Source organism: Streptococcus jiangjianxini (assembly GCF_040225085.1).
Taxonomy (GTDB): domain Bacteria; phylum Bacillota; class Bacilli; order Lactobacillales; family Streptococcaceae; genus Streptococcus; species Streptococcus jiangjianxini.
This window is the reverse complement of the sequence record NZ_JBEHGL010000001.1, coordinates 58591-79174: the sequence shown is the minus strand read 5'-3', so window position 1 is coordinate 79174 and position 20584 is coordinate 58591. Positions and strand designations below refer to the sequence as shown.

Sequence of the window (20584 nt, the reverse complement as noted above, 5' to 3'; positions counted from 1 at the left end):
GGGATGACCTAATGCTAAATGATTTCTTTAAGTTTAGCAGGTTGGAAACCAGAGAAAACAATATCACCAGCTTGAATGACTGGAGCTGATGCAAATCCTAAACTTTTAACATATTCAATGTGTTCAGGTTCGTCGTCAATATTGATTTCTTTGAAAGAAACGCCTTCTTTTTCTAAGAATTTTTTAGTCATTTTACATTGCATACAATTATTTTTTGAAAAAATAGTAATATTACTCATTTAATAATTCTCCTTTTTAAGTACCACAATAGCATACCCAAAAATGATATAAATTGCAATAGATTGCTATCAACAAAACACAAAATATAGTTATACATTTTTGTTATACCCCAATATATTGTGTTTTATTGAAAGCGCGAAGAAAACAGACAAAGACAGTATTTTGGCTAATAGTTACCTAAAAATAGTCGATGATTTCTTCCTACGGCGTTTGAAAATGGATCCTTGCCTTTTGAGGATGATAATGTAAGTAGGCAGAAAGTAACCTGTAAATTTTTTCAATCGGGATTATAAAATCTTGAAAAAAAAAATAGTTTATGATATAATTGGAAATTGTAAGGGTTATCATGGATGACTCAAAAATTAAAAAGAGAAAAAAGGAGAACCATCATGGCTTCTAAAGATTTTCACATTGTAGCAGAAACAGGTATTCACGCTCGTCCAGCAACTTTGCTCGTTCAAACAGCTAGCAAATTTGCTTCAGACATTACTCTTGACTACAAAGGTAAAGCAGTAAACCTTAAATCAATCATGGGTGTTATGAGTCTTGGTGTTGGCCAAGGTGCTGACGTTACTATTTCTGCAGAAGGTGCAGACGCTGATGACGCTCTTGCTGCAATCGAAGAAACAATGACAAAAGAAGGATTGGCATAAGAAAATGACAGAAATGCTTAAAGGAATTGCAGCATCTGATGGTGTTGCCGTTGCTAAAGCATACTTATTGGTTCAACCGGATTTGTCATTTGAGACTGTTTCAGTTTCAGATACAGATGCAGAAGAAGCTCGTCTGGATGCAGCTCTAGCGGCGTCTCAAGACGAGCTTTCTGTTATCCGTGAAAAAGCCGTAGGTACGCTTGGTGAAGAAGCGGCATCCGTTTTTGATGCTCATTTAATGGTTCTTGCTGACCCAGAAATGATTGGTCAGATTAAAGAAACGATTCGTGCGAAACAAGTCAATGCGGAAGCTGGATTGAAAGAAGTTACTGACATGTTCGTAACGCTCTTCGAAGGTATGGAAGATAACCCATACATGCAAGAGCGTGCAGCGGACATTCGCGACGTTGCAAAACGTGTCTTAGCCCACCTCCTTGGGGTGAAGTTACCAAATCCAGCAACGATTAGCGAAGAGTCAATTGTTATTGCTCATGACTTGACTCCTTCAGATACCGCTCAGCTTGATAAGAGCTTTGTTAAGGCTTTCGTAACTAATATCGGTGGTCGTACAAGCCACTCAGCTATTATGGCTCGTACTCTTGAGATCGGTGCTGTTCTTGGAACTAACAACATTACCGAACTTGTCAAAGATGGCGATATTTTAGCTGTTAATGGTATTACCGGTGAGGTTATTATTAATCCAACACAAGATCAAATTGCCGAATTTGTCGAAGCTGGTAAGGCTTATGCTGCACAGAAAGCTGAATGGGCTCTTCTTAAAAATGCGCAAACGGTCACAGCTGATGGGAAACATTTCGAATTAGCTGCTAATATTGGTACACCAAAAGATGTTGAAGGTGTTAACGATAATGGTGCCGAAGCGGTAGGTCTCTACCGTACTGAGTTCTTGTACATGGATTCTCAAGATTTCCCGACAGAAGATGAGCAATATGAAGCCTACAAGGCTGTACTCGAAGGTATGGACGGTAAGCCAGTTGTAGTTCGTACCATGGATATCGGTGGTGACAAGGAACTTCCTTACTTTGATCTTCCAGATGAAATGAACCCATTCCTTGGTTTCCGTGCGCTTCGTATCTCGATTTCTGAAACTGGTGATCAAATGTTCCGTACACAGATTCGTGCTCTGCTTCGCGCATCTGTACATGGTCAATTACGCATCATGTTCCCAATGGTTGCTTTATTGAAAGAATTCCGTGCGGCAAAAGCAGTCTTTGATGAAGAAAAAGCTAACTTACTATCTGAGGGTGTGGCAGTAGCGGATGATATCCAAGTAGGTATTATGATTGAGATTCCAGCAGCAGCTATGCTTGCTGATCAATTTGCTAAAGAAGTTGATTTCTTCTCAATTGGTACAAACGATCTTATCCAATACACTATGGCAGCAGACCGTATGAATGAACAAGTTTCATACCTCTACCAACCATATAACCCATCAATCCTCCGCTTGATTAACAATGTTATTAAGGCAGCTCACGCTGAAGGTAAATGGGCAGGTATGTGTGGTGAGATGGCTGGTGACCAACAGGCTGTACCACTCCTTGTCGGAATGGGTCTAGATGAGTTCTCAATGTCAGCAACATCGGTGCTACGCACACGTAGCCTGATGAAGTCTCTTGATTCAGCCAAAATGCAAGAGTATGCTAACCGTGCTCTTACAGAATGTTCAACTGCCGAAGAAGTTCTTGAACTTCAAAAAGAATATCTATAATTAAGAACTAAGAAGAGGGGAACCTCTTTTTAGTTTGTTTGAGCGACTAAATCAAAACACGAAAGTTCTGGTACGTTAGGTATCAAATAATTGTATTCCCTAGATAAAGTGTTAAAATAGAAAACATATTAAGTGTGAAGGAGGCAAGGATTTGTCTAAACAATATAAAAACCTTGTCAATGGAGAGTGGAAACTTTCTGACAATGAAATCAAAATTTACGCTCCAGCAACGGGAGAAGAACTCGGTTCTGTTCCGGCTATGAGCCCAGAAGAAGTAGACTACGTGTATGAAACAGCAAAAGCTGCGCAGCCAGCTTGGCGCGCGCTTTCTTACGTAGAACGTGCGGCTTATCTCCACAAAGTAGCTGATATTCTTGACCGTGATGCTGAGAAAATCGGTGAAGTTCTATCGAAAGAAATCGCTAAAGGTTACAAAGCAGCGGTTAGTGAAGTAACGCGTACTGCTGATATTATTCGTTATGCAGCTGAAGAAGGTGTTCGCATGCAAGGTGAAGTCCTCGAAGGCGGTAGCTTTGATGCAGCAAGTAAGAAAAAAATAGCGATGGTCCGTCGCGAACCTCTTGGGTTAGTACTGGCTATCTCACCTTTTAACTATCCTGTTAATTTAGCTGGTTCGAAGATTGCTCCTGCATTGATTTCAGGGAATGTTGTTGCCCTTAAACCACCAACGCAAGGGTCAATATCTGGTCTTGTCTTGGCTGAAGTATTTGCCGAAGCTGGCATTCCAGCAGGTGTCTTTAGTACCATTACAGGTCGCGGTTCAGTTATCGGTGACTACATTGTAGAACATGAAGCTGTTAACTTTATCAACTTTACAGGATCAACACCAGTTGGTGAACGAATTGGTAAAATGGCTGGTATGCGTCCTATTATGCTCGAACTTGGAGGTAAAGACTCAGCTATTGTTCTTGAAGATGCTGATCTTGAGGTCGCTGCTAAAAATATCGTTGACGGTGCTTTTGGCTACTCAGGTCAACGCTGTACAGCGGTGAAACGTGTTCTGGTCATGGATAGTGTTGCTGATCAGCTAGTTGAAATTCTTCGCGAGAAGATTCTTAAATTAACAATTGGTAGTCCTGAAGATAATGCTGATATCACATCGCTTATCGATACCGGTGCTGCTGACTTTGTTGAAGGTCTCGTCAACGATGCTGTTGAAAAAGGCGCAGACGCTAAGACTGAAATTATTCGTGAAGGTAATCTGATTTGCCCAATTCTTTTTGACAAAGTGACAACAGATATGAAATTGGCTTGGGAAGAACCATTTGGACCAGTCCTTCCAGTTATTCGCGTATCATCTGTTGAAGAAGCTATCGACATTTCAAATCAATCTGAATACGGTCTTCAAGCTTCAATCTTTACCAACGATTTCCCACTTGCTTTCTCAATTGCAGAACAACTTGAAGTTGGAACTGTGCATATCAATAACAAAACACAACGTGGTACTGATAATTTCCCATTCTTGGGAGCTAAAAAATCTGGTGCGGGTACACAAGGGGTTAAATACTCTATTGAAGCCATGACAACTCTTAAATCTGTTGTTTTTGACATCAAATAATATCGAAAGGTCGTTCTAATCATTAGAGCGACTTTTCGATTGTTATTAAAAATTTCCTTGTTTTTTTAACCTTCTCTCTTTATAATGGAAGAAAGGAGATTTAGGATGAAGAAAATTGTATTAGTAATTGGAGTTATTGTTGCTGTGCTTTCATTGGTATGGTTTATGGGAAAATCATTTTATGTTCAGCAGCGACAACAGAAAATCATGACATTTGTTGAAGGATTTCAAAAAGACGTGAATCGTGAAATTCCAATCTCAAATGGTCAAGAAGTATGGCGTCATAAAGAGTCTTGGATCTATTTTAATACTGGCGGAGAAGGAAGTTATGTGCAGAAAAAACTAGAGGATTTCATGCCAGAAAATAACCAAATGGGACAATATGACAACCATGAAATTGATCATCTCCACTTACTTTATCCTAAAAAAGTAGTATCGGATTTAGAGCATGTTTCTGAATTACAATTAAAGAAATCGTCTTACAAAATTGATTGGTTTGATATTAAAAAGGAAAAAAAGACAAACTTAAAGACACTTTATTTTAAAGATGAAGCTTATAAAGTCCCCTTTACGCTAAATGATCTAATTAAGGATAAAGATGCCTTTCGAAAAGTAATCGAGATCACAGCTCATGAACAGTCATGGTCGCAAGACAAAAAAGAGACCATTTTAAAACCCTTTAAGAATGATGATTGGTCAGAGATTCCATTTTCATACAAAAAAGATCGGTTGGTCTTAACAAAAGACCTTAGCCTACCAATTAATCGTTTTTTAGATGCTGTTCAGGGAAAATACCTTAAAGGTGAAGCCTTAAAAACGTATCAAGATTATCTTGCTAAAAATCGAGAAAACCTTAAGCGAGTTGCTTTGACTTTTGATGATGGTCCTAACCCAGCGACAACGCCAAAAGTTATCGATATTTTGAAACGATATGGTGCAAAAGCGACCTTTTTCACTATTGGTCAAAAGATAGCAGGACAAGAAGAATTACTGAAAAAAATGGTTGACCAAGGAAATGAAATTGGCAACCATACATGGTCTCATCCTAATCTAACAACTTTGTCTGGTGAAGCAGTTAAACAGGAAATTAATGATACAAATGTAGCTATTGAGAAAGCTATTAAGCAAAAACCAATTCTAATGCGTCCGCCATATGGTGCTACAAATACCATGGTTCAGTCTGCTGCGGGAATGAAAGAGGTTATGTGGACGGTTGATACCTTAGACTGGCAGAGCCATTCCACACCTGCCATAATGAAAAAGGTACAGGAACAGTTAAAGCCTGGAGGAATTATTTTGATGCACGACATCCATCAAACCTCGGTAGATGCTTTACCATCAGTTTTAGAATACCTTAAATTGCAAGGTTATGAAGTTGTTACAGTTAGTGAATTGCATGGTTATTAATCATTGGAAATGTATTAAAAAATAACAGCTAGGCTCAGGGCCTGGCTGTTATTTTTTTAAGGTTAGGGACTGATTTTTTAGCTGTAATTCTTGGACAGAGGCCATTTTTTTGAGTTTTTTTAAATCTTCTTTGTGAGTAACGAGCGAGATAACTTGTCCTTCTTTGCCCATGCGTCCAGTACGTCCAGCTCTGTGGGTGTATATTTCACGATCACGAGGAATATCGAAATTAATGACAGTCTCAAGGTTGTCAATATCGATACCTCTAGCGACAAGATCGGTGGCTAGCAATAGACTGAGTTCATGATTTTTAAATTTTTCCAAGATAACTTTTCGCATTTTAACATTAACATCGCTTGCGAGGGAAACTGCAGAAGTACCTTTAAATTGAAGACGCTCTTCAACAGCTCCTAAATCAGATAAATTGTTAAAAAAAGTAAGTCCACGGAAATCTGGGATATTGCTTAGTTTGCGCAAGAGCTCCAAACGATCGCGTTTCTCAACACTAATGTAGTAATGTTTAATAGTGGTATTGTCTTGATTAGAAAGATCGATAATTTTTGTATTTCCAGCGAGACGATCGCTGCTTATTTTTTGTGTGGCTGAGAGATAGACCATCTGATGATCACGTGGCACATGATTGCTTATCTTAGTGACAAATGGCATTTGTGATTCACTTAACAGTTCATCATATTCATCCAGAACAATAGTGTTGATGTTCATCATTTTCACTTTTTTGAGTTTGATCAACTCAAAGACGCGACCAGGTGTTCCGATGATAATCTCTGGTCCTTTTTTTAGACGTTCAATTTGTCTTTTCTGACTAGATCCTGAAAGAAGCAATTGTGGTGTTAATCCAATAGGCTCAGCCCATATTTTAGCAACATCAAACAGCTGACCAGCTAATTCACTATTTGGAGCGAGGATAAGCAATTGTTGTGCCTTTTTAGGTGTTACGTTCAAAAGCAGAGGCCACATATAGGCCAATGTTTTACCAGTACCTGTTGGGCTAATGCCAAGAATATTTTCGCCAGCAGATAGTGGTGTAAATAATTCATTTTGGATGGGGGTTGTTTCTTTAAATCCAAGACTAGTTAGTTGATCCTGCCATTCTTTAGGAAGTTGTTTAATCATGAAAAGTTCCTTTATTTTTCTGTAGATTTGCTTTATATTATAGCATGATTTGTGATATAATAGCTAACAATGTTGTTAAAAATGGAGCGAACAATGCGTAAAAAACCTATTATTATTGGTGTTACTGGTGGTTCTGGTGGTGGAAAAACCAGTGTTTCTCGAGCAATTTTAGCTAATTTTACAGACGAAAAAATTGCCATGATTGAGCATGATTCTTATTATAAGGATCAAGCACATTTAACATTTGATGAACGTGTGAAGACCAATTATGACCATCCGCTTGCTTTTGATACTGACTTGATGATCGATCAGTTAAATGAACTCATCGAAGGTAGACCTGTGGATATTCCAGTTTACGATTACACTCAACATACCCGTAGCAGCAAAACCTATCGTCAAGAGCCACAAGATGTTTTTATTGTGGAAGGAATTCTTGTTTTAGAAGATAAGCGTTTGAGAGATTTGATGGACATCAAGTTGTTTGTGGATACAGATGATGATATCCGTATTATCCGTCGTATCAAGCGTGATATGGAAGAGCGTGGCCGCAGTTTAGATAGTATTATTGATCAGTATACCAGTGTTGTTAAGCCGATGTATCATCAATTTATCGAACCAACTAAGCGTTATGCAGATATTGTTATTCCTGAGGGCGTTTCAAATACAGTTGCACTAGATCTCATTAATACTAAAGTAGCAAGTATTTTAAGTGAATCTCATTAATCAAGCGTCAGTGCTAACATCGGTGGATTAAGTAACCATAGTTCACCGATTTTTTAGTAGGAAGAGAAGATAAGCATCATGTTGTTGGTGGTTTTACTGATTTGGAATCTAATGGTTTTTTTAGCTTATGGATATGATAAACAGCAAGCTATCAGGGGAAATTGGCGATTATCAGAGCGATTTTTACTGGCTATCACACTATTGTTTGGCGGCTTTGGCGCTTTACTTGGAGCAAGTCTATGGCATCATAAAACACAGAAGTGGTACTTTGTGTGGATATGGTGGTTAGGGATATTAGTAACGCTTGGTTTACTCTGTCTTTATTTTTATAGAGCAGGTTTGTGATGAAACACTGAAATGGATGCCTTTAAAGTTAGAGTAGAAGCATCAAGTTAGCAGTTAAATATGATATAATAATGTCTATGAACAAGAGTACAAAAAAAGACAATTACGAGATTCTTTTAGCCCAAGCTTGTGGGCTATTTGCTAATGAGACGAACGCTTTAGCTAATCTTTCCAATGCTTCAGCGATGATAAGAGCGACACTGCCTAATACTGTTTTTTCAGGATTTTACCTTTTTAATGGTGAGGAGTTGATTTTGGGACCTTTCCAAGGAAATGTTTCTTGTGTCCATATCGCACTTGGAAAAGGCGTTTGCGGCGAAGCAGCGAAGAATAATGAAACGCTTATTGTTGAGGATGTCACAAAACATGCTAATTATATTTCTTGCGATTCTGCAGCAATGAGTGAGATTGTTGTTCCTATGGTGAAAGAAGGCAAATTAGTGGGAGTTCTTGATTTGGATTCTAGTGTCGTTGGCGATTACGATGCCATTGATCAAGAATACTTGGAAAAATTTGTCGCTATTTTGCTTGAAAAAACACGTTTTAATTTCCAAATGTTTGGAGTAGAGGAATAATGTATCAAGCCCTTTATCGCAAATACCGGAGCCAACGTTTTGATGATATGGTTGGGCAGACGGTCATTTCGACAACCTTAAAAAAAGCCGTTGCTTCCGGTAAAATTAGCCATGCCTATCTGTTTTCTGGTCCACGTGGAACTGGAAAAACCAGTGCAGCTAAAATTTTCGCGAAAGCCATGAACTGTCCTAATCAAGTTGATGGCGAGCCATGTAATTACTGTGATATTTGCCGTGATATTACCAAAGGTAGCCTTGAGGATGTCATCGAAATAGATGCGGCGTCAAATAATGGTGTTGATGAAATCCGTGATATTCGTGACAAATCAACCTATGCCTCAAGTCGGGCGACTTATAAGGTATACATCATTGATGAGGTACACATGTTGTCTACTGGAGCCTTCAATGCTTTGTTAAAAACCTTAGAAGAACCAACGGAAAATGTGGTTTTTATCTTGGCAACAACAGAACTGCATAAAATTCCGGCGACCATTTTATCGCGTGTTCAGCGTTTTGAATTTAAGGCTATCAAGTTGGCTGAGATTAGTCGTCATATGGCGACTGTTTTAGACGAAGAGTCGATTACTTATGATAAAGATGCTCTAACACTCATTGCCCGTAGAGCCGAGGGTGGGATGAGGGATGCCCTGTCCATTTTAGATCAGGCCCTCTCTTTATCAACGGACCAGGGTGTCACTCGAGAAATTGCTGAGGAGATCACCGGGTCAATCAGTCTGACCAGTTTGGATGCTTATGTCGAAAGTTTGATGATCAGTGACACAGCTGCAGCCTTAAACCATTTGGAAATTATTTTTGACCAAGGAAAAAGCATGAGCCGTTTTGTAACGGATTTACTGCAATATCTAAGAGATCTTCTAATTGTCCAATCAGGCGGTGAAAACACACACACGAGCCCTGTTTTTGAAGCTAATTTAGCTTTGGAAACACAACTGATTTTTGACATGATTGATGCTGTGACTGTCGGTTTAGAACAAATCAAACAAGGAACTCATCCCAAGATATACGCTGAGATGCTGACCATTCGTTTATCTGAAAAAGTTGCCAAGGGACCAACAACCTTCGACCTACCAGATACTGTTTGGCAGGAAATCCAAGAAATGAAGAATGAAATAGTGCAGCTAAAAAAAGCTTTGTCTGAAAAAGCCAACCAGCCAGTTGCTATTTCTGAAGCTCGACCAGCCAAACGCATGACACGCTTTAAAGTGGATCGGGAAAAAATCATGACGATCATGCAGGAGACCGTTGAAGATGCTGAAAAATCACGCCAATATTTAGAGGCTTTGAAAACCTCTTGGAATGAGATTTTGGATTCCATTACACCGCAGAATCGTGCCTTACTGCTAGGATCTGAGCCAGTTTTAGCCAACAGTGAAAATGCCATTTTAGCTTTTGATGCTGCCTTTAATGCGGAACAGGTGATGAAACGCACTGATTTAAATGATATTTTTGGGAATATCATGAGTAAAGCAGCTGGTTTTTCGCCAAATATCATGGCTGTTCCCAAATCGGATTTTAACAATATTCGTACAGAATTTGCTAAACGCATGAAGTCGGCTAAAGAAACAACAGAGACTGAAGAAAAACAAGCAGTTATTCCAGAAGACTTTGCCTTTTTATCAGATAAAATTTCGACAGTAGAAGATTAAGGAAATAGCTTTTGGTTAAAGGGAGCGCTTAACGATAACCCAGTTTAAACTGTCATTTTTTAGCCAAAAAAGAGAAGGATAGGCTGTGTTAGCTGCCCTTCTCTTTTGGTTATACTCTTTATTGATGCGTCTCTGGTTCTAATGCTTTTTGACGGAAAAAGACTTTTGCCCAGATTTTTTCTTTTTGCTATAATATGATTATGCCTTATACACAATTTTTCGTAGTTGCACTGATTTGTGCACTGGAAACTTACTTTTTTAATCAAGCCATGATGGATGGTCAGTATTTACTGGCTTTTTTCTGGGGATTGATGCTTTTTAGAAATCTGCGTCGCGTTCAGCTGGTTTCTCGCTTCACCAAACGTCTAATAGAACAGATTACCAAGAAGAAAGACTAATCTCACCACTAGCTAAGGTTAAGGTTTGCCCGCCATTGATTTCTAAAACCAAGTGTCCTTGGTCAGTGATGTCTAAAACTTTGGCTGTCATTGATTGACCATCTTTTTCATAAGTCACTTGTTTGTTTAAAACAAGTGATTTTTCTTTGTACACTTTGATGTGGTCGTGCTCTGGGATTTCAAAGAATAATTTCCAAATTTCACAAATCAAATCATTGCGAGTGATACTTGGATTTTCAGTGAAGAGTGAGGTGGCAATGTCTTTCAGCTCGTAAGGGAATTCAAGAATGTGAAAATTAAGCCCAACGCCAATAAAAACATCCGTCACTAGACCTGTTTCGACAGAGGTGACAGCTTCCGAAAGGATACCAGCTACTTTTTTACCATCTAAGAAAATGTCATTAACCCATTTGATATCTGGGGATTTATCAGTTAATCTTGAAATGGCTTTGACTATACTAGAGGCTACAAGGACTGTATAAGGTGGAAGTTTATCGTAGGATGCATTGGGTTTTAGGTGGAGAGTCATGTAAATGCCACCATTTTTTTCCGCATGGAAATGACGGCCTAATCTTCCTCTGGCTGCCGTTTGGTTGGGTGCCAGATAGAGGTGAGGTGCTTGGGCGCCATTTAGGGCTGCTGTTTTAGCGTCTTGTTGAGTTGATTCACTGCTTGGTAAGTAAGTCACAGGAATGTTCAGCTCATCGGAGATAAGATCTGAAAGAAGTAAATCACCGGAACGGATACGATAGCCCTTCTTTTTGACAGCTTCGATATGGATACCATTTTCCTCTAAGGTTTTAATAGCTTTCCAGACGGCTGCTCTAGAGATGTTGAGTTCCTGAGCTAGCGTTTCCCCTGTGATGAAATCTTCTTCTAATAATCGTTGGTAAATACTTTCGTAGGTTTTCATAAGTTTAGTATAGTACATGCTAATCTTCTTGTCAGTAGTTTTCTTGAATTTTGATAAAAAGATTAACAATAGCAATATTTATGATACAATAATAAGCGTTATTAAGTCCCGATAAGGCAGCTTTTGGTAACTTTCCTTTTTCTATCTATTATTAATATAGTAAGTCGTGCTAGAGTAGTGTTTGTACTTGTACTGTCTCATTTAGAAAAAGATTGTTATTCCAAAGAAAGTACAGATTGACTGTATTTCAAAGCTGGTTCTTTGTAACCTAGTAACATGTCGCAGGACATTTCCTGTAGCCAACATTTTTTAAGGGGGACATTTTTATGTCAGAACGTAAACTTTTCACGTCTGAATCTGTTTCGGAGGGACATCCAGATAAGATTGCAGACCAGATTTCAGATGCTATTTTAGATGCTCTGTTAGAGCAAGATCCAGATGCCCATGTCGCAGCGGAAACAGTTGTTTATACGGGTTCCGTTCACGTTTTTGGTGAGATTTCAACATCTGCTTATGTCGATATTAACCGTGTGGTCCGTGATACGATTGCTGAGATTGGTTATACTAATGCAGAGTATGGCTTTGCTGCAGAGTCAGTCGGTGTTCATCCGTCACTGGTCGAGCAGTCTGCTGATATTGCGCAAGGTGTCAACGAAGCTCTGGAAGTCCGCGAAGGGGATAAAGATGATTTAAGTCTCATTGGAGCAGGTGACCAAGGGCTCATGTTCGGTTTTGCTATCGATGAAACGCCTGAGTTAATGCCTTTACCGATTTCTTTATCGCATCAATTGGTTCGTAAATTAGCTGAATTACGTAAATCGGGAGCAATAGCCTATCTGCGCCCAGATGCTAAATCACAAGTTACTGTTGAGTATGATGAGAATGACCAACCTGTTCGAGTTGACACGGTTGTCATTTCAACGCAGCATGATCCAAAAGCAACGAATGAGCAGATTCGTGAGGATGTTATTAATCAAGTGGTTAAAGCTGTTATTCCAGCCCGATACCTCGATGATGATACGAAGTTCTTCATCAATCCAACAGGGCGCTTTGTTATCGGTGGTCCACAAGGAGATTCTGGCTTAACAGGTCGTAAAATTATTGTTGACACCTACGGTGGTTATAGCCGTCACGGTGGGGGAGCATTCTCCGGAAAAGACGCCACTAAGGTTGACCGATCAGCTTCCTACGCAGCTCGTTATATCGCTAAAAATATTGTTGCAGCTGGTTTAGCTAAGAAAGCGGAAGTACAGTTGGCCTATGCCATCGGTGTGGCTCAGCCAGTGTCTGTACGCGTGGATGCTTTTGGCACATCAACTGTTTCTGAAGCGGCATTAGAAAAAGCTGTTCGTAAGATTTTTGATCTTCGTCCAGCTGGCATTATTAAGATGTTAGACTTAAAACGTCCAATCTATAAACAAACAGCAGCTTATGGTCATATGGGACGTACAGATATTGATCTTCCATGGGAAAAATTGGATAAAGTTGAGGCGTTGAAAGCTGCTGTTAAGTAATTCTGAATTGTCAACTTAAGCTAGACTGATTTATTTGATAAATCGGGAATTGAAAAAGCAAGATTTAAAAAATCTCGTTTCAGACAACCCTTTTTTGGAAGGTTTGTCTTTTTCGTTGTCTCTTTAAAAGTGGTTTCCAAACCGATGAAGTCCACAGCCCATCTCATTTCTCCAATAGGAAAAATTTTGTGTGATGATTCTAACTAATGATAAGGAGTGACTCACATGACTTCATTTTTAAAGACAGCAGGATTTTAGACTATTTTTTTGTATGGTTATGATAATGACTGGTTGTTGGGAAGAGTATTAAAACCGTCCTACCTTGCATGGTTATCACAAATTATTTGAGAAATGATAAAGAGATAAGGTCTAATCTCCAATGAAAATTAAAAGCAGACTAGACGATGCTGATGCAGATAGAACCGAAGGTCATCAAATCCAAGCCAACAACATCTACGTAGTATATAAAGCTTTATGATAAACTAATAGCCATTAATCACGACTCTTTCTCAGTGATATAGCTACTCGATCTTAAAGCGCAATCGCATAAGCTGTGTCTAAGCCATTATGGCAAAAGTAGAGGTTTTTCGATAGGTTTCTGTTTAAGGATAAAAGGTAGTGTCTTTTTAAATCATTGGTTTTAAAAAATTATGGGTCAATAAGCTAAAGATATGCTGTTATTGATTGGGGTGGTATTAAAAAAATTAAGTTATTTGAATTTGGCAGCTTCCTATATTTATGATAGAATGGAAGGGTTGAATTCATGTATTAGTTAAGAAAGTATTAGTTTATGCGTAAAATTGTTATTAACGGAGGGAAACCTCTACAAGGTGAGGTGGCCGTTTCGGGTGCCAAAAATAGTGTTGTCGCTTTGATTCCAGCTGTTATTTTAGCTGATGATGTCGTGATTTTAGATGGTGTACCGGCTATCTCGGATGTTGATAGTTTGGTTGAAATCATGGAAATCATGGGGGCCAGCGTCAAACGCTATGATGATACTCTGGAAATTGATCCTCGTGGTGTTAAAAATATCCCAATGCCATATGGTAAAATTAATAGTTTGCGAGCATCTTATTATTTTTATGGTAGTCTTTTGGGTCGATTTGCTGAGGCTACTGTTGGTTTACCGGGAGGCTGTGATCTTGGACCTCGTCCGATTGACTTACATTTAAAAGCCTTCGAAGCGATGGGAGCGACGGTTTCTTATGAAGGCGAGTCAATGCGCTTAGCGACAAAAAACGGTGAGCGTCTTCATGGGACTCATATTTATTTTGATACCGTGACCGTTGGTGCCACTATCAATACCATGCTTGCAGCGGTGAAGGCACAAGGTCGTACGGTGATTGAAAATGCCGCTCGTGAACCTGAGATTATTGATGTTGCTACTTTATTGAATAATATGGGAGCACGTGTTCGTGGGGCAGGTACCGATGTAATTACAATTGATGGCGTGGATCGTCTGAGCGGCACACGTCATCAAGTCATTCCAGATCGTATTGAAGCAGGTTCTTATATTGCTCTGGCAGCAGCGGTAGGTAGCGGTATTAAAATTACCAACGTGCTATATGAACATTTGGAGTCTTTCATCGCTAAATTGGAAGAGATGGGTGTTCGTATGACGGTTGAAGAAGATTCTGTCTTTGTTGAAAAACAAGATGCCCTAAAAGCAGTTGCTATTAAAACATCTCCTTACCCAGGATTTGCAACTGATTTACAGCAGCCATTGACCCCTCTATTGTTGAAAACAAACGGACGCGGCACAATTTTTGATACCATTTATGAAAAGCGTGTTAATCACGTTCCGGAATTAGCTCGTATGGGGGCAAGAATCTCAGTTGTTGGAGATCAGGTCGTCTATGACGGGCCAAACCAACTAACAGGGGCAGAAGTGAAAGCAACCGACTTACGAGCAGGTGCTGCGCTTGTCACAGCTGGTTTGATGGCCCAGGGACGTACAGAGATTTCAAATGTCGAATTTATCCTGCGTGGTTATTCTAATATCATAGAAAAATTACGTGCTCTAGGAGCTGACATAGCATTAATTGAAGAGTAACATGAAGGTTGAGGTTATGCATCTCAGCCTTTTTTGGTATAGTTAACTGAAACAAGAGTAGGACAAAAGTACCTCAATGAAAATATTAACATTTGTCAATATTTTTCTGAGGTGTTTTTGATGTGAGATCATATTTTCTCGATGGGATTATACTCAAGTGAGTACGGAGGAAATGGTAAAACGCCATGCCTGCTCTTTAGATAAGACCTTTAGCCCAAACTTTGCCATTGTCCATAAAGATAACTGATGGCATATCCAAAGTGGGTAGTAAGCATTTTTGGAACCAATTTTTCGTTAGTGTCCGTACACTTACTTTGCTTGCCATAAAAGAATGATTAAGATAACACAATTTATAGTATAATAAATTATCTTATTTGTTTAATAGCGTATAATAAAAGGAGTAAATTGTGATAAAGAATAATACGGAAGTTGATGTAAAGACAACATGTATTGAAGCAGGAATAATACAGGTAAAGCTGGCTCAAAAAATTAAAACATCTGTTCCATATGTAAATCGAGTTATTCGTAGTAAAGAATCTATTATTAATAATACATTTTTAAAAATGATGGAAGCTTTGGGCTATGACATTGAGTTAAAGTATGTAAGGCGCAGGGAATGTGATTGCAGTAAATAATGATTGTGGAGAAAATTATTATGAAAAAAACGATATATATCATTGAAGATGATAAGTCAATAAATCGTGGTATAGAACTTACGCTTGGAATCGAAAAATATAAGTTTAAAAATTTTTATACTTTATCAGATGTTAGGGATATAAATGGTGCGGATCTTTTTATATTAGACATAAATCTCCCAGACGGAAATGGACTTGAGTTTCTTAAAGTAATTAGAGAACATTCTCAAAACCCAGTCTTAATCTTGACTGCAAATGATACAGAAATTGCAGAGGTAGAAGGTCTTCAGTTAGGTGCCGATGATTATGTGACTAAGCCATTTTCCTTAATGGCATTAAGGCTACGCATAGAAAAACTTTTATCGAAAAATACAGAAAATGCTTCATATAACAAGTATGGCTTAGAGTTAAACTTTGATTCTTTTATTTTTAAAAGAGACGGTACTGAATTTGAACTTAGTAAAACTGAGATTCGCTTACTGAAATATTTAATTAAAAATGAAGGAGTTATCTTATCTCGAGAAAAGCTAATTGATTATGTATGGCAAAACCAGATATTTGTCGATGAAAATGCTCTTTCTGTAGCAATAAAAAGACTTCGTGATAAGATTGAAAATGGAGAAGTGAAACTTATACACACTGTTTATGGAATAGGGTATGTTTTCAGAATGGAGTAGATAATGTTTAGAAAAAACGAATTTAAAGCTCTAAATGAAATGCTTGATTCAGCGATAAATGGAGAGTTTGAGGAAAAACTTTTTGATGAAACAGAGTTATCAAAATTTCAAACTAAGTTCATGCGCTACCTCACAAATTCATCTATGTCTGAAAAGAGAATTATAGAGGAAAAGAATAAACTAAAACAATTAATTACAGATATATCCCATCAAACTAAGACCCCATTAACAAATATTGTTATGTATTCTGAGTTACTATGTGAAATTGCAGAAGAACCCCAATAAGGGATTACGTTAGTGAAATTAATCAAAACAGTAAAAAATTAGATGGGCTTATAAATGCTTTAACAAAGATGTCAAGACTTGAGGGGGGAATATTGCAATTTAAGGAAAGTGAAGTATCACTAAATCAGATAATTACGGATGTAGTTAATCAAGCCTATCCAAAAGCTTCTTGTAAAAATATAAAAATAAATATTGAAGTGGATTCGGATACTCTAGTAAAAGTTGATGAAAAATGGGTAGCAGAAGCAATGTTTAATATCTTAGACAATGCGATTAAGTATTCTGAAGAAAATACCTGTATAAATATTAACACATTTTGCTATGAGATGTTTTGTGGAGCAAATATTATAGATCAAGGGGTAGGAATGTCAGAATATGAAATCCCAAAGATTTTTTCTAGATTTTATAGGGGGACTCTTGCAGGGGAGACAGAAGGAATTGGCGTGGGATTATTTCTTGCACGAAATATTATTGAGGGACATGGTGGATATATTAAAGTTAAATCAAAAGTAGGAGCTGGTAGTACCTTTGGTATTTATTTTCCAATTCTTTCAAAAGTGAAAGATTGATGAAATAATATGGAAAGTATACAGTGTTATGTTAAGCATAGATAGATATGCTTAGCATTTTTTTATACATGGAGGGATAAATATGGAAGTTCTAAGAACACAATCATTAAAAAAATACTATAACCAATCTAAAGTAGTTGTAAAGGCTATTGATGGGGTTAATATTTCAGTATCTCATGGGGAGTTTGTTGCCATAGTCGGTTCTAGCGGTAGTGGTAAATCAACGTTACTCAATATGCTTGGTGGGCTGGATAGACCAACAGATGGAACTGTATTGGTTGATGGAAAAGATATATTTTCATTTAAGGACGAAGAGCAAACTATTTTCAGACGAAGAAAAATAGGATTTGTTTTTCAGGCATACAATCTTGTACCAGTACTTAATGTATATGAAAATATTGTGCTTCCTATAGAACTTGATGGTAATGATGTAGATAAAGAGTATGTAGATTCCATTATTACATCTTTAGGATTAAAGGAAAAAATAACTAGTATGCCTAATCAATTATCAGGAGGTCAGCAACAAAGGGTAGCAATTGCCAGAGCACTTGCTACGAAACCATCCATTATACTTGCAGACGAACCTACAGGAAATTTAGACTCAAAAACGAGTCAAGATGTCATTGGACTTTTGAAGGTAACAGGTGAAAAATTTCATCAGACGATAGTCATGATTACTCATAATGAGGAGATAGCTCAAACGGCTGATCGTATTATAAGAATAGAAGATGGACGTATTGTGTCAAAGGGCGGAGGTCGAAATGCGTAAAATAAATAATCGCAAATGGATTTCTAATATAAGCAGAAAAAGTATGCAAGCAAATAATAAAAGGAATCTCATATTGATAGTTGCTATTGCCCTCACAACCTTTATGATGACTGCTGTATTTACTATAACCGGTAGTTTAATAACTGGTATGGAAAAATCTACTATGCATCAGGTAGGGACAGATTTACATGCAGGATTTAAATACTTAACACAAGAACAATTTGATAAGTTATCTAAAGACAATAAAATAAGTGAGCTCTGCCATAACATTATTGTTGGTCAATCAACGAATGAAGAACTGCGAGAAGATTATACTGAAATCAGGTATACGGATGAAGTAAATGCTAAGCATTCATTTTCGTTTCCTGAAATTGGAAATCTTCCCCAAGAGGAAAATGAGCTTGCAACTTGTACAAATGTACTTGATGATTTTGGATTACCGCATGAGATAGGTCAAAAGATTCATCTGAAACTGGATAATGGAACCAATACATATGAAGGAGACTTTGTTGTCAGCGGAATTTGGACAAAGCCGGCAGAAACACTTGCTAATCAAATTTTTGTATCTAAAGAATTCCAAAAGAAATTTTCTCCGGTTTGGAAAAATGAAGCTGATAAGAAGAAGTTTTTAAATGTTAACTCATATGCAGGCTCAATTAACCCCGGATTCAATTTTGGAAGTTCTTTTAATATTAGCGGTAAAATGGATGATCTAAAAATGAGGCTTGATTTTGGTGAAGAAATCAATGAAGGCGTGAATTGGGCATATTCTGCATCATTGATTGATCCGACAAGTATCGCCATTATGATATTGTTACTATCAATAGTTATTATTTCTGGCTACTTGATTATAAGTAATATTTTTAATATTTCGGTTACAGCAGAGATTCAACATTATGGTTTACTCAAGACCATTGGAACAACCAATAGACAACTTAAAAAAATTATAATTAAGCAGGCGATATTGATTAGTACTATTGCGATACCCGTAGGTATAGTAAGTGGTTATTTGGCTTCAATGGTAATTATTCCATTAATTGTTAGTAATCTGATTAGTGTTCCTGTCAATATGGAATTTAACATATGGTTTTTTGTAATAAGTGGAATTTTCTCATGGATAACGGTTCGCATAAGCTGTGTAAAACCGTGTAAAATTGTAAAAAAAATATCTCCTGTCGAAGCTGTGACATATATAGATTACTCAAGTTCAATAAAGAAAAAAACAAAAAAAGTTTATAAGGTTACACCTGTAATGATGGCTTGGCAAAATATTGGACGTAATAAAAAGAAGACATTTTATGTCATTCTTTCTATGGCGTTGAGTGTAATTATGCTGAATATAACCATGTCTCTTGTAGCAAGTTTTGATGAAGATAAATATATAAGCAGTTTTTCTAGATCTGATTTTACTGTGGCGGACGCTTCTGTTTTCAACAAACATTCTTTAGTAGCGGATTATGAAGGGGTGAATCAGGATGACATTGAATATTGTAGAAAATTGAAAGGCGTAGAGACTATTGGAGCAATTTATATGTCATTGGGAGTGCATAAAGTAGATGATGCAGCTTTTAAAAAAGTAAAAAACTTTTACGAATCTATTAAAAATAAAATGAATCCAAACGAAGCAAATGAGTATGCATCGAGTATTTTGGATAAACAAGAGGTATATAGCATTGTTTATGGATTGGATCAAATGGTTTACGAGAATCTTGAAATGGATGCTGGAAAAATCGATTGGAATAAGTTTGAAACGGGGAAGTATGTTGTGATTTCATCACCAATCGAAGGCTCTAAAGATGATGCAGCTTCAGCATTTTATAAAATTAGCGAAAACATTGACGTGAAAATGCCTGACGGTTCAGTGAAGTCATATGAGGTGATGGGAATTGGGAAAGTTCCACATTCTATGGGTCCTGGTTTTTCACATACTATTGATATTAGTATTATGCTCCCATCAGCAGAATATTTATCTTTTTCAAATAGTAAAAATGCCATGAAGTTATTCATGGATGTTGATGATGAATACGTAGATGCTACAGAGGCATCGTTAACTGAATATAGCGAGAAGACAAAACCACTTCTTGATTTTGAATCAAGAAATAAATATAAAGAGAGCTTTAATGACATGAAGAGAACATTTCTATTGATTGGAAGTGCCATGAGTTTAATCCTTGCATTAATAGGAACCTTAAACTTTGTAAATCTAACATACACATCAATAATCGAAAGGCGCGGTGAACTTAAAACACTTCATGCAGTAGGAATGACATATAAGCAGATAAAGAATATGCTCATTGCTGAAGGTATTATAAGAATCATGCTTACATTCGTTGTAGTATTTACTATTGGGATTGGGTTAAACCATGTCATAGTAAATATGATTGCCGGACAAATGATAATGTTTAAGTATCATTTTGTTGCATGGCCGATGATGCTTTCAGCACCATTATTTCTGTTGATAGCATTTATTGTACCTAAATTGTTTAGTTGGCAAAACAAGACATAAAACTTAATAAAAACATGCTAAGATTAGTAGTGAGTACTCTCTTCCGTCGGAGATTTCTTTACTACTAATCTTAGTATGCTTTTTAATGTGAGTCCATGTTTTATCGATGAGATTGTACTTAGGTGGGTACGGATGCTGCTTAGACAAGACCTTCAGCCTGCTCATTCTGTAAAACTTTACATTGTCCATGGCTTTTGAGCTTAAAAAGAGTAT

Annotated in this window: 20 protein-coding genes; 17 read left to right on the top strand and 3 right to left on the bottom strand. The window is 37.5% G+C overall.

Features of this window, described 5'->3' with window-relative positions; genetic code table 11:
• Positions 1–14: 14 nt before the first annotated feature.
• A complete protein-coding gene (gene nrdH, locus ABP870_RS00530; RefSeq protein WP_350013560.1) occupies positions 15–239 on the bottom strand; it encodes a glutaredoxin-like protein NrdH in 225 nt (74 codons plus the stop codon).
• Between the two features lie 390 nt (positions 240–629).
• Here nrdH and ABP870_RS00525 point away from each other — a divergent pair, with 390 nt between their 5' ends.
• The 4 genes from ABP870_RS00525 (at position 630) to ABP870_RS00510 (ending at position 5608) form a co-directional block, all read left to right on the top strand.
• Entirely contained in the window at positions 630–893 is a 264-nt protein-coding gene (locus tag ABP870_RS00525) for a phosphocarrier protein HPr (protein ID WP_003064009.1), read from the top strand.
• A 4-nt stretch (positions 894–897) separates the two neighbouring features.
• Complete coding sequence (gene ptsP / locus ABP870_RS00520) at positions 898–2622, top strand: phosphoenolpyruvate--protein phosphotransferase (RefSeq protein WP_350013559.1); 1725 nt, start codon at positions 898–900, stop codon at positions 2620–2622.
• Between the two features lie 151 nt (positions 2623–2773).
• Positions 2774–4201: an NADP-dependent glyceraldehyde-3-phosphate dehydrogenase gene (locus tag ABP870_RS00515; protein ID WP_350013558.1), complete on the top strand. Its 1428-nt coding sequence runs from the start codon at positions 2774–2776 to the stop codon at positions 4199–4201.
• Between the two features lie 105 nt (positions 4202–4306).
• Positions 4307–5608, top strand: a complete 1302-nt coding sequence (locus ABP870_RS00510; RefSeq protein ID WP_350013557.1) for a polysaccharide deacetylase family protein — start codon at positions 4307–4309, stop codon at positions 5606–5608.
• Between the two features lie 48 nt (positions 5609–5656).
• Here the strand turns inward: ABP870_RS00510 and ABP870_RS00505 are convergent, their stop codons facing one another.
• On the bottom strand, positions 5657–6742 hold the full coding sequence (locus ABP870_RS00505; RefSeq protein ID WP_350013556.1) for a DEAD/DEAH box helicase: 1086 nt from the start codon (positions 6740–6742) through the stop codon (positions 5657–5659).
• A 93-nt stretch (positions 6743–6835) separates the two neighbouring features.
• Between ABP870_RS00505 and udk the strand changes: the two genes are divergently transcribed.
• The 5 genes from udk (at position 6836) to ABP870_RS00480 (ending at position 10450) form a co-directional block, all read left to right on the top strand.
• Complete coding sequence (gene udk / locus ABP870_RS00500; protein WP_062707679.1) at positions 6836–7465, top strand: uridine kinase; 630 nt, start codon at positions 6836–6838, stop codon at positions 7463–7465.
• A gap of 78 nt (positions 7466–7543) precedes the next feature.
• Complete coding sequence (locus ABP870_RS00495; protein ID WP_350013555.1) at positions 7544–7810, top strand: DUF1294 domain-containing protein; 267 nt, start codon at positions 7544–7546, stop codon at positions 7808–7810.
• 77 nt (positions 7811–7887) lie between these two features.
• Entirely contained in the window at positions 7888–8385 is a 498-nt protein-coding gene (locus ABP870_RS00490) for a GAF domain-containing protein (protein ID WP_350013554.1), read from the top strand.
• Positions 8385–10052 carry a DNA polymerase III subunit gamma/tau gene (gene dnaX, locus ABP870_RS00485; RefSeq protein ID WP_350013553.1) on the top strand — a complete coding sequence of 556 codons (1668 nt, stop codon included), beginning with the start codon at positions 8385–8387 and terminating at the stop codon, positions 10050–10052. Before ABP870_RS00490 ends, dnaX begins: the two co-directional genes overlap by 1 nt.
• A gap of 200 nt (positions 10053–10252) precedes the next feature.
• Positions 10253–10450, top strand: coding sequence for a DUF3272 family protein (locus ABP870_RS00480; RefSeq protein WP_350013552.1), 198 nt, complete (start codon positions 10253–10255; stop codon positions 10448–10450).
• Here ABP870_RS00480 and birA read toward each other — a convergent pair.
• The gene (birA, locus tag ABP870_RS00475) at positions 10431–11363 is read right to left on the bottom strand and encodes a bifunctional biotin--[acetyl-CoA-carboxylase] ligase/biotin operon repressor BirA (protein ID WP_350013680.1); all 933 of its coding nucleotides are present in this window, start codon (positions 11361–11363) and stop codon (positions 10431–10433) included. The genes ABP870_RS00480 and birA overlap by 20 nt on opposite strands.
• Before the next feature lie 326 nt (positions 11364–11689).
• Here birA and metK point away from each other — a divergent pair, with 326 nt between their 5' ends.
• From metK to ABP870_RS00435, 8 genes are all read left to right on the top strand, one after another.
• On the top strand, positions 11690–12877 hold the full coding sequence (gene metK / locus ABP870_RS00470; protein WP_350013551.1) for a methionine adenosyltransferase: 1188 nt from the start codon (positions 11690–11692) through the stop codon (positions 12875–12877).
• A 790-nt stretch (positions 12878–13667) separates the two neighbouring features.
• On the top strand, positions 13668–14930 hold the full coding sequence (locus ABP870_RS00465) for a UDP-N-acetylglucosamine 1-carboxyvinyltransferase (RefSeq protein ID WP_350013550.1): 1263 nt from the start codon (positions 13668–13670) through the stop codon (positions 14928–14930).
• A 407-nt stretch (positions 14931–15337) separates the two neighbouring features.
• Positions 15338–15565: an XRE family transcriptional regulator gene (locus tag ABP870_RS00460; protein ID WP_350013549.1), complete on the top strand. Its 228-nt coding sequence runs from the start codon at positions 15338–15340 to the stop codon at positions 15563–15565.
• 20 nt (positions 15566–15585) lie between these two features.
• Positions 15586–16242 (top strand): response regulator transcription factor, encoded by a 657-nt coding sequence (locus ABP870_RS00455; protein ID WP_350013548.1) that lies wholly within the window; start codon positions 15586–15588, stop codon positions 16240–16242.
• Positions 16243–16245: 3 nt separating this feature from the next.
• Entirely contained in the window at positions 16246–16527 is a 282-nt protein-coding gene (locus tag ABP870_RS00450) for a histidine kinase dimerization/phospho-acceptor domain-containing protein (RefSeq protein ID WP_350013547.1), read from the top strand.
• Positions 16528–16619: 92 nt separating this feature from the next.
• A complete protein-coding gene (locus ABP870_RS00445; protein ID WP_350013546.1) occupies positions 16620–17096 on the top strand; it encodes a sensor histidine kinase in 477 nt (158 codons plus the stop codon).
• An 82-nt stretch (positions 17097–17178) separates the two neighbouring features.
• On the top strand, positions 17179–17865 hold the full coding sequence (locus ABP870_RS00440; RefSeq protein ID WP_350013545.1) for an ABC transporter ATP-binding protein: 687 nt from the start codon (positions 17179–17181) through the stop codon (positions 17863–17865).
• Complete coding sequence (locus ABP870_RS00435; RefSeq protein ID WP_350013544.1) at positions 17858–20371, top strand: ABC transporter permease; 2514 nt, start codon at positions 17858–17860, stop codon at positions 20369–20371. Before ABP870_RS00440 ends, ABP870_RS00435 begins: the two co-directional genes overlap by 8 nt.
• Positions 20372–20584: the final 213 nt, after the last annotated feature.

Excerpts from the sequence above, each read along its gene's own strand:
- nrdH (WP_350013560.1), bottom strand. The coding sequence starts at position 239 with ATGAGTAATATTACTATTTTTTCAAAAAATAATTGTATGCAATGTAAA.
- ABP870_RS00525 (WP_003064009.1), top strand. The coding sequence starts at position 630 with ATGGCTTCTAAAGATTTTCACATTGTAGCAGAAACAGGTATTCACGCT.
- ptsP (WP_350013559.1), top strand. The coding sequence starts at position 898 with ATGACAGAAATGCTTAAAGGAATTGCAGCATCTGATGGTGTTGCCGTT.
- ABP870_RS00510 (WP_350013557.1), top strand. The coding sequence starts at position 4,307 with ATGAAGAAAATTGTATTAGTAATTGGAGTTATTGTTGCTGTGCTTTCA.
- ABP870_RS00505 (WP_350013556.1), bottom strand. The coding sequence starts at position 6,742 with ATGATTAAACAACTTCCTAAAGAATGGCAGGATCAACTAACTAGTCTT.
- udk (WP_062707679.1), top strand. The coding sequence starts at position 6,836 with ATGCGTAAAAAACCTATTATTATTGGTGTTACTGGTGGTTCTGGTGGT.
- ABP870_RS00495 (WP_350013555.1), top strand. The coding sequence starts at position 7,544 with ATGTTGTTGGTGGTTTTACTGATTTGGAATCTAATGGTTTTTTTAGCT.
- ABP870_RS00490 (WP_350013554.1), top strand. The coding sequence starts at position 7,888 with ATGAACAAGAGTACAAAAAAAGACAATTACGAGATTCTTTTAGCCCAA.
- dnaX (WP_350013553.1), top strand. The coding sequence starts at position 8,385 with ATGTATCAAGCCCTTTATCGCAAATACCGGAGCCAACGTTTTGATGAT.
- ABP870_RS00480 (WP_350013552.1), top strand. The coding sequence starts at position 10,253 with ATGCCTTATACACAATTTTTCGTAGTTGCACTGATTTGTGCACTGGAA.
- birA (WP_350013680.1), bottom strand. The coding sequence starts at position 11,363 with ATGAAAACCTACGAAAGTATTTACCAACGATTATTAGAAGAAGATTTC.
- metK (WP_350013551.1), top strand. The coding sequence starts at position 11,690 with ATGTCAGAACGTAAACTTTTCACGTCTGAATCTGTTTCGGAGGGACAT.
- ABP870_RS00465 (WP_350013550.1), top strand. The coding sequence starts at position 13,668 with ATGCGTAAAATTGTTATTAACGGAGGGAAACCTCTACAAGGTGAGGTG.
- ABP870_RS00455 (WP_350013548.1), top strand. The coding sequence starts at position 15,586 with ATGAAAAAAACGATATATATCATTGAAGATGATAAGTCAATAAATCGT.
- ABP870_RS00450 (WP_350013547.1), top strand. The coding sequence starts at position 16,246 with ATGTTTAGAAAAAACGAATTTAAAGCTCTAAATGAAATGCTTGATTCA.
- ABP870_RS00440 (WP_350013545.1), top strand. The coding sequence starts at position 17,179 with ATGGAAGTTCTAAGAACACAATCATTAAAAAAATACTATAACCAATCT.
- ABP870_RS00435 (WP_350013544.1), top strand. The coding sequence starts at position 17,858 with ATGCGTAAAATAAATAATCGCAAATGGATTTCTAATATAAGCAGAAAA.